Origin of the sequence: Abyssibacter profundi (genome assembly GCF_003151135.1) — a bacterium.
Taxonomy (GTDB): domain Bacteria; phylum Pseudomonadota; class Gammaproteobacteria; order Nevskiales; family OUC007; genus Abyssibacter; species Abyssibacter profundi.
Window position 1 is genome coordinate 220,281 of the sequence record NZ_QEQK01000002.1, and the last position, 13,258, is coordinate 233,538.

Sequence of the window (13,258 nt, forward strand, 5' to 3'; positions counted from 1 at the left end):
CCCTCGATTTCTGACTTGTGGCTCTTGGCTTTCGATCATTCAACAGGTGTTCAATATGTCACAGTACAAGGACGAAATCGCCGCCATTCAGCGCGTTAAGGACGCTGCGGGCAGCCCTTGGGACGAGATCAATGCTGAGTCTGCCGCTCGCATGCGCATCCAGAACCGGTTCAAGACGGGCCTGGAAATCGCCCAGTACACGGCCGACATCATGCGCCGCGACATGGCCGAGTTCGACAAGGACAAGACCAAGTACACCCAGTCGCTGGGTTGCTGGCACGGTTTCGTCGGTCAGCAGAAGCTGATCTCCATCAAGAAGCACTTCGGCACCACCGACAAGAAATATCTGTACCTGTCGGGCTGGATGGTTGCTGCGCTGCGTTCCGAGTTCGGACCGCTGCCCGACCAGTCCATGCATGAGAAGACCGCTGTAGCTTCGCTGGTGGAAGAGCTGTACACCTTCCTGCGCCAGGCTGATGCCCGTGAGCTCGGCATGCTGTTCCGCGAGCTGGACAAGGCCCGCGAAGCCGGTGATGCCGCCAAGGAAGCCGAGATCCAGGACGCCATCGACAACTACGAAACCCATGTCGTGCCGATTATTGCCGACATCGATGCAGGCTTTGGTAACGCCGAGGCGACCTACCTGCTGGCCAAGCAGATGATCGAAGCCGGCGCCTGTGCGCTGCAGATCGAGAACCAGGTGGCCGACGAGAAGCAGTGTGGTCACCAGGACGGTAAGGTCACCGTGCCGCACGAAGACTTCCACGCCAAGATTCGCGCCCTGCGGTATGCATTCCTCGAGCTGGGCATCGACAACGGGATCATCGTTGCGCGCACCGACTCCGAAGGTGCTGGCCTGACCAAGGAAATTGCCGTGGTCAACGAGCCGGGCGACCAGGGTGACCGTTACAACTCCTACCTCGACTGCGAAGAGATCGACGTCTCCGAAATGGCCGAAGGGGATGTCTGCATCAACCGTGACGGCAAGCTGCTGCGTCCGAAGCGTCTGGCATCTGGTCTGTACCAGTTCCGTGAAGGCACCGGTCCTGAGCGTTGCGTGTTCGATAGCGTGGAAGCCCTGCGTGCCGGCGCCGACCTGATCTGGATCGAAACCGCCACCCCCAGCGTTGCCGACATCAAGGCGATGATGGACGGCGTACGCAAGGAGATCCCGGACGCCAAGCTGGTCTACAACAACAGCCCGTCGTTCAACTGGACCCTGAACTTCCGCAAGCAGGCCTACGACCGCTGGGTCGAGGAAGGCAAGGATGTGTCCGGGTACGATCGCGACGATCTGATGAACGCCAAGTACGACGATTCGGAACTGGCGGCCGATGCAGATGCCAAGGTGCGTAGCTTCCAGGAAGACTGCTCGCGCGAAGCGAACATTTTCCACCACCTGATCACGCTGCCGACCTACCACACCACGGCACTCTCGGTGGACAACCTGGCCAAGGAATACTTCGGCGACCAGGGCATGCTGGGCTACGTGGCCGGCGTGCAGCGCAAGGAAATCCGCCAGGGCATCGCCTGTGTGAAGCACCAGAACATGTCGGGTTCCGACATCGGTGACGATCACAAGGAATACTTCGCTGGTGACCGGGCCCTGAAGGCCGGCGGTGCGAAGAACACCTCGAACCAGTTCAACTGATCCGAGAGCCTTGAATGCCCGGGTGCGTTCTGCGCCGGGGCATCCTTGAGTAGAAGAGGCGGCTCCTGATGGGGCCGCCTTTTTTTTTGAACGGAGCGCCCATCAACCATGTCTGATCCCATCCGGCCCCCTGAGCACCTCAATGACGGCCAGGCCCTGCTCGGCGAGCGTGGCTTTACCACCGGTCACCGGTGGTATCACGGCACCTCGTCAGCCCTGGTGGATCCGATTCTGCATGCCGGTCTGAAACGATCCGGTGATCGCGAGATGCAGGCGGCGACCGAGAAGACCATGGCCACGATCGGCAACAGCTACCAGGCTACAACCGAACCGGTTTACCTGACGCCGAGTAAGGCGCTTGCCTATTACTGGGCGCTGCAAACGGTCCGCAGGCGTCGGCTTCGATTTGGCAGCGATGAGCAGCCCGCCGTGCTGTCGGTGACCCTGCCGGACGATCTTAATGGGCAGGTCAAGCCCGATGTCGGTGCGGCCACCCTGTTGCTGGTCGGCGAAGGTGAGGCGTACATGGCTTACGTTGCTCGTATCTACCAGGATTGCGGCCTGGCTGGTCCAGACATCGACCTCATGAAGGCCAACCGCCTCGAGTACCTGCAAACCCTGGGTATGGCGTATATCGACTCGGATATCGATGCCGCCCATCTAGCCCCTGTGCGAGACGACGCCTGAGTACAGGCAGGACGCCTCAAACACTGCATGCGCGGCCACCGTTGGCGCTAAGATTCCGTCACGATCCCTTGCTAACGGGCGTGACGCCATGGTTCTGAGCGGATTCATTCTGCTTGCCGCATTGTGCTGTAGCCTGGTCGCCGGGCTGTTGTTCGCATTTGCAGTGGTCATCATGCCCGGTTTGAGGACGCTGGATGACGCTGCATACATCCATGCCTTTCAGGCGGTGGATGGCGTGATCCAGAACAATCACCCGATCTTTGGTCTGGTGTGGTTGGGGTCGGTGCTGTCGCTTGTGGCAAGCGCGGTGTTGGCGGCGCTTGGGCCCGCAACGGACGCTGCGCCGTGGGTGATGGCAGCAGGCCTGCTGTACATTCTTGGCGTGCAATGGCCCACGCTACGCATCCATATTCCTTTGAATAATGCGTTGCAGGCAGTGGACACGCACCGCCTCAGTCCCGCTGCCTTGCTGGTTGCCCGGCGCAATTTCGAGCCGGTCTGGAATCGCTGGAATCGGAGGCGTACGGTGGCCGCGATAGGCAGGGTGCTGTTGTTGTTGGTGGCGCTGACGCTGCGCTAGAGACTCATTCACTGACACCAGCCACCCAGCGAGGCCTGTCGACCGCAAGCGGCGGACGGCGTGCTGCGATGACGAGACGGACCAGGAGGGGCGATGACAGCAGGCGAATTCATGGCGACACCGCTGCAGGCCCTTGACCAGGCCAGTGATGTCCCTTGGTATTTTGTTGTCCTGCCGCCGGAGGTGAGCGCGACGTTGCCCAGGCGTGGTCGATTGACCGCTGCGGTCTGGATCAACGATGAACGATTCGACATCTTGCTGGAACCGGATGGCCGCAAGAGTCACTGGATGCGCATCGAACCCGCCATGCTCCAGGCCGCCCGAGCTGAACCGGGTGTGCCGGCCCGGTTTCGTGTCGCCCAGCTGGAGACGCAGCCAGAGCCTGAGGTTCCGGATGATTTGATCGCGGCCTTGTCGACGCAGGCCGCCGCCCAACAGACCTGGGCGTCCACGACCACACTGGCCCGAGTGGACTGGATTCATTGGCTGACTTCAGCCAAACAGGCCAGTACGCGGGCCAAGCGTGTGCGTGACGCCTGTGAAATGCTTGCAGACGGTAAGAAGCGTGTTTGTTGTTTCGACCCGTCTGGCTTCTACAGCAAGGCCTTCAAGGCGCCGGAAGCCAAGCCCCGTCATGCCGGCGACTAAGCGCGGCCCGGAATGTGCGTGCACAACCGCTTTGACGGGTGATCAACCAAGATGACCAGCACACCTGGTCCAGCCGCTCCGGTGACCGACCCGGTGCTCCACAGCAACACAGAGCTGGGCATCTCCGCTGCCATTGCCTTCGATGACTTCACCAAGCCCGAATTGCTGACCCAGTGGCTAACGGCTGCTGCCAATGTAGATCGCGGTGTTGGCGGTCGGTACGAACTGTTCTGGATGCCAGATGATCCGAAGAACAACAGCACCATGGGCTGTAAAATCACGGCCTGGGCACCGGGCGAGCTCCTGGCGTTCCACTGGAAGAGTCCGGCGCAGTTCAAGGCCTTCGCGAATGTGGTGGATCCGTTGACCCATGTGGTCGTGACATTCATCGCACATGATCGGGGCTGCCGCGTGCATCTGGTGCATAGTGGTTGGCGCAGTTCCCCGGAATGGGACCAGGCGCGCCTCTGGCAGGCGCGGGCGTGGTCGGTGGCCTTCGACCAATGGCGGAGTTTGCTGTCGGCGGAGACCTGAGTGATGCCGACGTAAACGCTGATCCGATGCCACCGCGCATGCCGGGCATTGCACCCAAACAGCAGGCCGCTATGCTTGCCGGCGCCTACCGTTCTTCCGGCAGGATGTGTCCCGGTAATTCACGAGTACCTCTTCAAACCCCATGCTCAAAATTCTCTGTACGGCGGCAGTCGGCTTCGCTTTGCCGCTGGTTGGTCTTGCCAATGATCACCCGGCCCAGGCGGCATTGCTTGGCATGTCTGAGCTGGAACGCAAAGCAGCCTTTTCACGGGTGCTGGTGACCAGTGATCAGGCTTGCGGCGGCGGGGTCCAGACGCTCATCGACGCCAAGCGGTTTGACCTCAATAACAACGCATACTGGTATCTGCGTTGCGCAGGTGGCGAGCAGTACGAGGTCTATATTCGTCCGGATGCCACCGGCAGCACGCATATCACGCGTTGCAGCGTGCTGGCTCAGTACGGACTGAGCTGCCCAGCGGCGCTGTCGGATGACTGACGTTATGAAGGCGTCGGCGGCTTGGACCATCATGCTCGTTGCAGCGTGTACGCTGGCGATGGCGCCGGCCGTGGCGGCCCCACAAAACAGCCTCACGCGGCTGCATTGGCTGAGCGGTTGCTGGCAATCGGATGGCGCGGAACGGGGCACGGTCGAGATATGGAGCAAACCCGCCGGCGGTAGCCTGCTGGGCTTGTCCCGCACCGTTCGCGAGGGGCAGATGACCGCACACGAGTACATGCGAATTGCGATCGATGCGGACGGCGTTGTCCACTACATCGCAGAGCCAGCCGGCCAGCCGGCGACGGCGTTCCGACTCGATCATCTTGATGATCGCGAGGTCGTCTTCGACAATCCGGAACATGATTTTCCCCAACGCATTACCTATATGAACGAGGGTGTCCGGCAAGTCATCGCGGTGCTGGAAGGCGCGACCAGCGTTGGTGAGAAACGCATTGAGATACCTATGACCCGGATTAGCTGTCAGTAGTCAGATGTCACGCCGTGGCATCGCGGCGATTGCGTTGTGACCGCTATGCTGTGCACACAGCAATAACAGGCATCCGTGCCTGATCAGGGGAGTGCATATGCAGGACATGTTGCAGGCTTGGCAGCAGGCTGGGGCCACGCTGACGCTGCCAGGCAGCGGGCTGCAGGTTTATTACCGGGATATCGGTGACGCAGGCGCAGCGCCGGCGGACACGGCGTTGTTAATGCACGGATTTCCGGAATCTTCCTTCTCGTACCACAAGGTAGTTGATGGCCTCGGCGCGCGCTTCAAGCGCGTGGTTCTGCTGGATCTCATCGGCTACGGATTCAGCGACAAGCCCAGCGCGGATCGTTTTGGCTACTCGCTGATGGAGCAGGCTGATGTGGCCCTTGCCGTCTGGCTGCACCTGGGCCTGCGCGGTGGTCACCTGATTGCCCACGATATGGGGGATAGCGTGTCCACCGAGCTGGTGGCCCGGGCCGTTGCAGGGATGCTGCCGGCGGGGTTTGATGCCGGGTTTCAAAGCGTCACCTTCACCAACGGCAGTATGGTGCTTGGCTTGGCCAAGCTGCGGGTGACCCAACGCCTGCTGCTCACGCGTTTCGGGCCATCGATGACCCGACTGGTTAACAAGAAGACCTTTGTTCAGCAGGTGCGCAGTGCGCACGGCACCGACGCATTGTCGGACGAAGATATCGATTTGATGTGGGCGGCCAACTGCCTGCAGGATGGCCATCGCAAGTCCTACCTCACCATCCGTTATCTGTTTGACCGACGTCGCTTCGAAGCCGCACGGTGGCTGCCGGCGCTCGCAGCCACGCAAATCCCCATCCATCTGTGCTGGGGGGACGCCGACGCGGTGGCTCGGGTGGAAATGGCGCATCACCTCAAACAACAGGTCTGTACATCGGCGGCGCTAACACTGATGCCGGGGGTCGGACATTTTTGTCAGATCAGCGACCCCGATAGCTGGTTGCAGGCCGTGCTGGGCTACTACGACTAAATCCTGACCGCAGGCTGTCCGGTTTGAGCACGGGTTTCCGTATGAAGACCTGAAGGAAGCGGGCATGGGGCCGCTTCACATCGACGGTCTAGGGGACAGGGTATGAGTGGAGATCGGGGATTGCTCGCGGCGGTGGCCGCTGTTGTTGTGGGGATGGCCACCTGGTCGGGATCGGTGCTGGCCGACGAACCCTGGCAACTGGGTGTGCAGTGGTCACTGTCCTTTGGGGGCGAGCGGGCGGGCGTTCAGCAGTTGGACGCCGGCACCGCACTCCGCGTCCCAGTGCTGATCGAGAACTGGGCAGGGGAGCAGGCCTCACCGTATAGCGGCCTGCAATTTCGAAGTGACTCGGGCTGGCGACCTGCGCTGGCCGGTGTGGCCTGGCAGCCGTTACGGCCCCAGGGTCTGTCCGCGGAAACGGACAGCGACGAAGACGGCCGATCCGGCATCTGGATTGGCCTGGCCATCACTGGGGGCGTACTGGCCGCGCTTGCCTTGGGCGGCAACTCGGTGGAGGTCAACGGCGGTTCGGTGGACGCGCGAAGCGGTTCCGGTAACGGTGCCACGGACGAGAACACCTGCGTCGGGCCTAACCTGGATAACCCCGAGCATTACGACACGGATTGCATCGACGGCTAACCGCGGGTTCTGCCATCGACAGGGAGGTCGGTACAGCATGCGCACAGTCCCGGAAATGATCGACGATATTCTTCGCCGTGAGGGCGGATTCGTAGACCACCCGGCCGATCGGGGCGGGCCCACCAAGTTCGGCGTCACGCAAAAGACCTTGTCGGCCTACATCGGACGCGTCGCCTTGCGCCGCGAGGTCGAGGGCCTGAGCGAGGAGGTCGCGCGGGATATCTACGAGCGCAATTATTTTTATGGGCCGCGCATCGACCGCTTGCCCGCGCCGGTCCAGTCCTTTGTATTCGACTGTGCGGTTAACCACGGGCCGAGGCAGGCTGTGAAGTTCGTGCAGCGCGTCTGCAATCATGCTCGCTACCAACCGCTGTTGTCCGAGGATGGTGCCATGGGTCCGAATACACGAAAGGCAGCGGAGTGGGCGCAAGCCATCATGGGCGATGTGTTTCTGCTGGCCCTCATCGAAGAGCGCAAGAACTTCTACCACCTGATCGTCGCGGCCCGTCCATCGCAGCAGGTCTTTCTAACCGGTTGGCTCAACCGCGCGGCAGAATTCGAAGAGGCCGTGGCGTGATGGGCTGGTGGACAGCCCTTGGTGACTTGCTGCGCGGTGGAAAGGATGTCGCCGAGGTCTTCGTCGAGAACCGGGAAAACCGCGGAGCGCGTCAGCATGAACAGTGGCTGGCCGACCTGGACCGGGACCGCGCGGCATTGCAGCAGTTTGCTGCCGAGTTCCACGCTCGACAGAACCGCACCGCGTGGGATGCCTTTGTCGACGGCCTGAATCGTTTGCCGCGCCCGCTGCTCACCCTCGCGATCATCGGTTTCTTCGTGCTGGCACCGCTGGACCCAGCGCGCTTTCTCCTGATCGCCCAGGCCTATGAACTCATCCCAGCAGGTTACTGGGCGCTGTTGAGTGTGATGATTGGGTTCTACTTCGGAGGGCGCATGCAGCTCAAGGCTCAGGACATGGCCGTGAGAAAAGATGCGGTGCGGGCCGCGCGGGAGCTGGTGACCATGCGCAAGGCGTTTCGGGCGCTGGAACCGGAGGACGAATCCACCGAGTCCAGGATCTTTGACACCGCCATTGAGGCCGGCGCCAAGCCTCCGGAAAATGAAGTCATCAAGCGCTGGCTTGCACGGGAGGCGTCGGCGTCGGGTAACTCGTCCAAGTCTTGATGACACCATGCTTTGGCTGCTTGCAGGTACCCTGAAACCGGTTCTCAAGGCCGTCGCGGCTCGTGTTGCCGTCACCTCATGCGGACAACGCTGCTGGGAGACCGTTTCCACGTGAAGGCCCCGGTCTGCAAGGCGCTCTGCTGACGCCCGCCTGGCATCGTTTTCTGCGGTTTATCTGTGGTCATGCCCGCGTTCGGTTTCTGGTCGAGTCGTCGTGTGGCAGCCGCACAGGCCGTGACGGATGTCTAATCGTTCTGGCCTTGCCGCTGGTAGGGTCGAAGCGCCACGTTAACCGGTTGCCCGCGGTGAACGGCGTAATCTGTGCTTAGATCGTGGTCATACGGCGCGGGCAGGGAGCAGTCGCGTCTGACTTCGTCATTCTCCGTTAGACTTGCCGCCGGGGAACCGAGAGACCAACACGAGTGATTACCGTAATGATCGTCGATGACCACCGGCTGGTCCGGGCTGGTATTCGGCGAGTGCTCGATGAGCAAAATGACATCGAAGTCGTCGCGGAGGCCTCCTCCGGCGAGGATGCGATTAACTTCGCCCGCGACCTGCAGCCGCAGGTTGTGCTGATGGATATCAACATGCCGGGTATTGGTGGCCTGGAGGCCACGCGACGGATTATCCAGCGATCGCCGGATATCAAGGTGGTGGGCGTCTCCATGCACTTGGACGAGCCGTACCCCAGCCGGTTGTTGTCGGCCGGTGCCTCGGGCTATATCAGCAAGGACTCGGCCGCGGAGGAGGTTGTTACCGCGATTCGCCGCGTGCATCAGGGTGGGCATTACATCGCGCCGCTGGTCGCCGGCAATCTCGCTGCAGCCCTGATCAAGGGCCAGAACGAGTCACCATTCGACACCCTATCTCACCGCGAGATGCAGGTCATGAACCTGGTGACACAGGGTCACAGCACCCAAGCGATTTCGGATCGGCTCTGTCTGTCGCCCAAGACCGTGAGTACGTATCGCTACCGACTGTTCGAGAAGCTCGGCGTTCATAACGATGTCGAATTGACGCGCTTGGCCATGCGCTACGGGTTGCTGGAGGATGGCGTCGCCGCGAGCTAGACCGCGCCTGGTGTCTTGTCATGGCTGAATCCTTTCACCCTGACTGTGCGCGGTGCGACCGGCTGGTTGCCTTCCGTACACAGTCACGCATCGACCACCCCGGCTACTTTGGGCGCGCCGTGCCCAGCTTCGGGCCGGCAGGCGCGCCCCTGCTAATCGTAGGGCTTGCACCGGGGATGCACGGCGCCAATGCCACTGGCCGGCCCTTCACAGGCGACTACGCAGGCATTCTGCTGTACCAGACGCTGTTTGATCTGGGACTCGCCAGTTCGCCGGTCTCGGAGCATGCCGAAGATGGGCTGAGGCTGATCGGTTGCCGCATCACCAACGCCGTGCGCTGCGTGCCCCCGCAGAACAAGCCGGTGGGGTCAGAGATCGACAATTGCCGACCCTATCTGGTCGAAGAGCTGGAGGCCGTGCCGCCGGGTGGCGTCTTGCTGGCACTGGGCAAGATTGCGCACGACCAGGTGATCCGTGCCCTGGGGCTGCGTGTGGCCGCCTACAAGTTTGCGCATGAGGCCGTGCATGCCTTGCCCAGCGGGCTACAGCTGGTCGACTCGTACCACTGTAGCCGCTACAACACGAACACGCGGCGGCTAACGCCCGCCATGTTCGAATCGGTGATGCGGCGTGCCCGCGATCTGCGTCCCGGCGAGTAGGCCAGCAGCATTCGTATACTGCGCGGCCAAATCCGCCTCGCAAATGCGCCGCCTTGAGTGAGTCCAGCTTCAATCCCAAACGATTTGTCAGCGGCCTGACCAGCCGTCCGGGCGTTTACCAGATGCTCGGCAGCGATGGCGAAGTGCTTTACGTCGGTAAGGCCAAGAATCTCAAGAAGCGGGTCGCCAGCTACTTCCTACGGGCTTCGGGGTCGACGCGTATCGAGTCGATGGTGGATCAAATCCATGACATTGCGATTCATGTCACGGACACCGAGAACCAGGCGTTATTGTTGGAAAGCAGCCTGATCAAGCGACACCGGCCGCGCTACAACATCGTTTTTCGGGATGACAAGAGCTACCCCTATCTGGTCATCACAGGGGATCACGCCTATCCCCGCATCCGTTTTCATCGCGGTAGCCGCAAGAAGCCACATCGGTACTTCGGGCCCTATCCGAATGCCGGTTCGGTGCGGCGAACGCTGGACTCGTTACAAAAGCTGTTCCAACTCCGCCCCTGTTCGGACAGCTTCTTTGCCAACCGCTCCCGACCCTGTCTGCAGCATCAGATCAAACGCTGTTCCGCACCCTGCGTGCAGGCCATTACAGAGGACGCCTATGCCGATGATGTGGCTGATGCCGTCCGTTTGTTGGAAGGCAAGAGCGAAGTGTTGGTGCGCAAGCTCACGCAACGGATGGAGGCAGCATCCGAGGCGCTGGACTTCGAACGGGCCGCGCGGTATCGAGATCAGATTGCTGCATTGCGGACCATTCAGGGGCCCCGCGACGCCGCGGGTTCGGTCGAAGATGCGGATTTTGTCGTCTTGGAACAGCGCGCCGGACTGACCGCGGTGGGCGTCGGGACCATTCGAAATAGTCAGCACCTGGGATATCGCAGCTTTTTCCCCAAGGGCGCGACCGATGCCGATCGGGGCGAGGTGTTAACCGCCTTTTTGGGCCAGTACTACGCCGAGCGTCCGCCGCCGCGTGAGATCGTGGTCACGGATCAACCGGAGGAAGCCGAGCTGCTGCAGCAGGCGCTGGGTGCGGCCTCGGGCCGACGGGTCCAGATCAAGCACCAGGTGCGGGGTACGCGGGCGCGGGTGCTGCGGACCGCCCGGGACAGCCTGCAGGAGGCCATTGCCGCAAGGCTGCTCCAGGGCGAGGCCCTGGGGCGGCGCTACCAGGCCCTGGGTGAGCTGCTGGGCCTGGATGAAACGCCCGGCCGGCTGGAGTGCTTCGATATCAGCCACACGCGTGGCGAATCACCGGTGGCCTCCTGCGTGGTGTTTGATGAAGACGGGCCGCTGAAAGCCGCCTACCGACGGTTCAACATGAAGGACGTGACGCCCGGGGATGACTACGCAGCCATTCGCCAGGCGGTCCTGCGCCGCTTTCGTCGCCTCAAGGAGGGCGAGGCCCCGGTGCCGGATGTGCTGCTTATCGATGGAGGCAAGGGGCAGCTGGCACAGGCCGTCGAGGCGGTGGAAGAGGCCGGTGTCACGGGCGTCACGATTATCAGCGTCGCCAAGGGCGCGGACCGGCGTGTGGGGTTGGAGCAAATCTTCCGCCCCGATGTGCCCACTGCGATGCGCCCACCCCCGGATGACCCTGGGCTGCATTTGATTCAGCAGATTCGGGATGAGGCGCACCGATTCGCCATCGAGGGGCATCGAGGGCAACGGAACAAGGCTCGCAAGCAGTCCGTGCTGGAGGAGATCGAGGGGCTGGGCCCACGTCGGCGACAGGCGCTACTACGCAGTTTTGGCGGTTTGCAGCGGGTGGAACGCGCCGGCGTGGATGAGCTGGCGCGGGTGGAGGGTATCTCCCGCAAGTTGGCGCAGCGCATCTACGATCGCTTCCATTCCTGACGGCGCAGATGCTCGCCGTTGTGGGCAATCCGTCCGCTCGCGCTTCCGATGCAGCCTGCGCGCACGCATAATGCACCGGTGCCTTTGAATCTCCCCATGCTGCTGACCCTGATGCGGGTACTGGCGATTCCTTTCGTCGTGCTTGCGTTTTACTGGCCGACCCCCTGGGCGGGGCCGATTGCCGCCAGCCTGTTTTTACTGGCTGCAATCACCGACTGGTTCGATGGATGGCTGGCCCGGCGATGGAATCAGACGTCGGCGTTTGGCGCGTTCCTCGATCCGGTGGCCGATAAGCTCATCGTGGCGACCTCGCTGGTGATTCTGCTGAGCCAGGACGCAAGCATCATGTTGAGCGTTCTGGTTGCGGTCATCATCGGGCGGGAGATCACGGTCTCGGCGCTACGCGAGTGGATGGCCGAGATCGGTGCCCGCGCCTCGGTGGCGGTGTCGTGGGTGGGGAAGGTGAAGACCAGCTTTCAGATGACGGCAATCGTGCTGATGCTGTGGGGTATGCCGCTGGGGCCCATTCCGGTTTATGAGCTGGGATACGGCCTGTTGTTTGTCGCGGCAGGGCTGACATTGTGGTCCATGGCCATGTACTTGCGTGCTGCCTGGCCGGTGCTTTCGGAGCACTCGGATCAAAAGGCTTGACACTGTCTGTCGTCGCCCTAGAATACGCGCCTCTCGCGGGAATAGCTCAGTTGGTAGAGCGCAACCTTGCCAAGGTTGAGGTCGCCGGTTCGAACCCGGTTTCCCGCTCCAGATACCGCAGTTTGTGGGCAGTGCCGGCCACGATCTGCAACGGTGCCTCGGCCGGCTCGCCGTCCGGGGCATTTGTTTTTTCAGGCCGGTGTTCAAGTCGGCTAAACTGGAAATCTCGACGTGGTTGGTCGGGATGGTCACCAAAGGCTGGGTGGCAGAGTGGTGATGCAGCGGATTGCAAATCCGTGTACGTCGGTTCGATTCCGGCCCTAGCCTCCAATCTTGTACGCGCAAGCGCCCGGATGGCGGAACTGGTAGACGCAAGGGACTTAAAATCCCTCGAAGGTGACTTCGTGCCGGTTCGATTCCGGCTCCGGGCACCATTCCCCCGGGTCGCAGCTAATGCACCTGGATTCAAACGCTCCCCGTCTTATGCTCCAGCTTGACGACGTTGTTCTGCGTCGCGGCCGGAAGCCATTAATCGGCCCGCTGAGCGCGAGCTGTTCAGGCGGGACGGTCACGCATCTTCGTGGCCCCAACGGTGTCGGCAAAACCACGTTGATTCACGCGCTGGTCGGTTTGCGAGAACCTGACGGCGGTACGATTCGATGGCAGGGGGAAGACGTCTTTGATCGACCCGAATCGCTCCGCCGGTCGCTTTGCTTTATCGCGCACGACGCCAGCGGTAGCGGGGCGTTAACAGCCGTCGAGTCGCTACGGTTCGTATTGGCTTTGAACAACGAACCCGTGGAGCAGGCGGCCGATGCGCTACGTCAGACCGGACTGCGCGGGCGCAGCTTGATGCAGCCTGTCCGCACGCTGTCTGCCGGTCAGCAGCGCCGGGTGGCGTTGGCTCGACTCGTGGTGACCAAGGCACAGCTCTGGGTGTTGGATGAGCCGCTTAATGCCCTGGACGATGCCTCGCGCAGCCTGCTTTGTCAGCGATTCGCCGATCATGCGGCTGCCGGCGGCATCGTCGTGGTGACCTCACACCAGCCATTGCCGATTGATGCACGCTGCATCGATCTGTTGTCCGCCTAGTC

General features: G+C 61.9%; 16 protein-coding genes and 3 tRNA genes. All 19 read left to right on the top strand.

Features of this window, described 5'->3' with window-relative positions; all coding sequences use genetic code 11:
• Nucleotides 1–55 precede the first annotated feature (55 nt).
• The 19 genes from DEH80_RS02760 to ccmA all read left to right on the top strand — a co-directional run bounded on the left by DEH80_RS02760 (nt 56) and on the right by ccmA (nt 13,256).
• Nucleotides 56–1,651 (top strand): isocitrate lyase, encoded by a 1,596-nt coding sequence (locus DEH80_RS02760; RefSeq protein ID WP_109718933.1) that lies wholly within the window; start codon nt 56–58, stop codon nt 1,649–1,651.
• A 108-nt stretch (nt 1,652–1,759) separates the two neighbouring features.
• Nucleotides 1,760–2,338: a hypothetical protein gene (locus DEH80_RS02765; RefSeq protein ID WP_109718934.1), complete on the top strand. Its 579-nt coding sequence runs from the start codon at nt 1,760–1,762 to the stop codon at nt 2,336–2,338.
• A gap of 88 nt (nt 2,339–2,426) precedes the next feature.
• Nucleotides 2,427–2,918, top strand: a complete 492-nt coding sequence (locus DEH80_RS02770; RefSeq protein ID WP_109718935.1) for an anthrone oxygenase family protein — start codon at nt 2,427–2,429, stop codon at nt 2,916–2,918.
• Between the two features lie 93 nt (nt 2,919–3,011).
• Nucleotides 3,012–3,566 (top strand): YdeI/OmpD-associated family protein, encoded by a 555-nt coding sequence (locus tag DEH80_RS02775; protein WP_109718936.1) that lies wholly within the window; start codon nt 3,012–3,014, stop codon nt 3,564–3,566.
• Nucleotides 3,567–3,617: 51 nt separating this feature from the next.
• Nucleotides 3,618–4,100 (top strand): SRPBCC family protein, encoded by a 483-nt coding sequence (locus DEH80_RS02780; RefSeq protein WP_109718937.1) that lies wholly within the window; start codon nt 3,618–3,620, stop codon nt 4,098–4,100.
• A 142-nt stretch (nt 4,101–4,242) separates the two neighbouring features.
• Nucleotides 4,243–4,596, top strand: coding sequence for a hypothetical protein (locus DEH80_RS02785; protein WP_109718938.1), 354 nt, complete (start codon nt 4,243–4,245; stop codon nt 4,594–4,596).
• Complete coding sequence (locus DEH80_RS02790; protein ID WP_133249091.1) at nt 4,589–5,086, top strand: DUF6265 family protein; 498 nt, start codon at nt 4,589–4,591, stop codon at nt 5,084–5,086. Before DEH80_RS02785 ends, DEH80_RS02790 begins: the two co-directional genes overlap by 8 nt.
• Nucleotides 5,087–5,183: 97 nt before the next feature.
• Nucleotides 5,184–6,089, top strand: a complete 906-nt coding sequence (locus DEH80_RS02795) for an alpha/beta fold hydrolase (protein ID WP_109718940.1) — start codon at nt 5,184–5,186, stop codon at nt 6,087–6,089.
• Between the two features lie 102 nt (nt 6,090–6,191).
• The gene (locus tag DEH80_RS02800) at nt 6,192–6,728 is read left to right on the top strand and encodes a hypothetical protein (protein ID WP_109718941.1); all 537 of its coding nucleotides are present in this window, start codon (nt 6,192–6,194) and stop codon (nt 6,726–6,728) included.
• Nucleotides 6,729–6,765: 37 nt separating this feature from the next.
• Nucleotides 6,766–7,305: a glycoside hydrolase family 108 protein gene (locus DEH80_RS02805; protein ID WP_109718942.1), complete on the top strand. Its 540-nt coding sequence runs from the start codon at nt 6,766–6,768 to the stop codon at nt 7,303–7,305.
• Entirely contained in the window at nt 7,305–7,910 is a 606-nt protein-coding gene (locus tag DEH80_RS02810) for a 3TM-type holin (protein ID WP_109718943.1), read from the top strand. The genes DEH80_RS02805 and DEH80_RS02810 overlap by 1 nt, the downstream gene beginning before the upstream one ends.
• Nucleotides 7,911–8,332: 422 nt before the next feature.
• Complete coding sequence (gene uvrY, locus DEH80_RS02815; protein WP_109718944.1) at nt 8,333–8,983, top strand: UvrY/SirA/GacA family response regulator transcription factor; 651 nt, start codon at nt 8,333–8,335, stop codon at nt 8,981–8,983.
• A gap of 20 nt (nt 8,984–9,003) precedes the next feature.
• Nucleotides 9,004–9,642 carry a uracil-DNA glycosylase gene (locus DEH80_RS02820; RefSeq protein WP_109718945.1) on the top strand — a complete coding sequence of 213 codons (639 nt, stop codon included), beginning with the start codon at nt 9,004–9,006 and terminating at the stop codon, nt 9,640–9,642.
• 53 nt (nt 9,643–9,695) lie between these two features.
• Nucleotides 9,696–11,513 (top strand): excinuclease ABC subunit UvrC, encoded by a 1,818-nt coding sequence (gene uvrC, locus DEH80_RS02825; RefSeq protein ID WP_109718946.1) that lies wholly within the window; start codon nt 9,696–9,698, stop codon nt 11,511–11,513.
• Between the two features lie 96 nt (nt 11,514–11,609).
• Nucleotides 11,610–12,164, top strand: a complete 555-nt coding sequence (gene pgsA / locus DEH80_RS02830) for a CDP-diacylglycerol--glycerol-3-phosphate 3-phosphatidyltransferase (protein WP_330408652.1) — start codon at nt 11,610–11,612, stop codon at nt 12,162–12,164.
• 35 nt (nt 12,165–12,199) lie between these two features.
• Nucleotides 12,200–12,275 (top strand) — tRNA-Gly (locus tag DEH80_RS02835).
• A gap of 145 nt (nt 12,276–12,420) precedes the next feature.
• A tRNA-Cys gene (locus DEH80_RS02840) sits at nt 12,421–12,494 on the top strand.
• A 17-nt stretch (nt 12,495–12,511) separates the two neighbouring features.
• Nucleotides 12,512–12,598 (top strand) — tRNA-Leu (locus tag DEH80_RS02845).
• Nucleotides 12,599–12,647: 49 nt separating this feature from the next.
• Complete coding sequence (ccmA, locus tag DEH80_RS02850; RefSeq protein ID WP_165831255.1) at nt 12,648–13,256, top strand: heme ABC exporter ATP-binding protein CcmA; 609 nt, start codon at nt 12,648–12,650, stop codon at nt 13,254–13,256.
• Nucleotides 13,257–13,258 lie beyond the last annotated feature (2 nt).

Excerpts from the sequence above, each read along its gene's own strand:
- DEH80_RS02760 (WP_109718933.1), top strand. The coding sequence starts at position 56 with ATGTCACAGTACAAGGACGAAATCGCCGCCATTCAGCGCGTTAAGGAC.
- DEH80_RS02765 (WP_109718934.1), top strand. The coding sequence starts at position 1,760 with ATGTCTGATCCCATCCGGCCCCCTGAGCACCTCAATGACGGCCAGGCC.
- DEH80_RS02770 (WP_109718935.1), top strand. The coding sequence starts at position 2,427 with ATGGTTCTGAGCGGATTCATTCTGCTTGCCGCATTGTGCTGTAGCCTG.
- DEH80_RS02775 (WP_109718936.1), top strand. The coding sequence starts at position 3,012 with ATGACAGCAGGCGAATTCATGGCGACACCGCTGCAGGCCCTTGACCAG.
- DEH80_RS02780 (WP_109718937.1), top strand. The coding sequence starts at position 3,618 with ATGACCAGCACACCTGGTCCAGCCGCTCCGGTGACCGACCCGGTGCTC.
- DEH80_RS02785 (WP_109718938.1), top strand. The coding sequence starts at position 4,243 with ATGCTCAAAATTCTCTGTACGGCGGCAGTCGGCTTCGCTTTGCCGCTG.
- DEH80_RS02790 (WP_133249091.1), top strand. The coding sequence starts at position 4,589 with ATGACTGACGTTATGAAGGCGTCGGCGGCTTGGACCATCATGCTCGTT.
- DEH80_RS02795 (WP_109718940.1), top strand. The coding sequence starts at position 5,184 with ATGCAGGACATGTTGCAGGCTTGGCAGCAGGCTGGGGCCACGCTGACG.
- DEH80_RS02800 (WP_109718941.1), top strand. The coding sequence starts at position 6,192 with ATGAGTGGAGATCGGGGATTGCTCGCGGCGGTGGCCGCTGTTGTTGTG.
- DEH80_RS02805 (WP_109718942.1), top strand. The coding sequence starts at position 6,766 with ATGCGCACAGTCCCGGAAATGATCGACGATATTCTTCGCCGTGAGGGC.
- DEH80_RS02810 (WP_109718943.1), top strand. The coding sequence starts at position 7,305 with ATGGGCTGGTGGACAGCCCTTGGTGACTTGCTGCGCGGTGGAAAGGAT.
- DEH80_RS02820 (WP_109718945.1), top strand. The coding sequence starts at position 9,004 with ATGGCTGAATCCTTTCACCCTGACTGTGCGCGGTGCGACCGGCTGGTT.
- pgsA (WP_330408652.1), top strand. The coding sequence starts at position 11,610 with ATGCTGCTGACCCTGATGCGGGTACTGGCGATTCCTTTCGTCGTGCTT.
- ccmA (WP_165831255.1), top strand. The coding sequence starts at position 12,648 with ATGCTCCAGCTTGACGACGTTGTTCTGCGTCGCGGCCGGAAGCCATTA.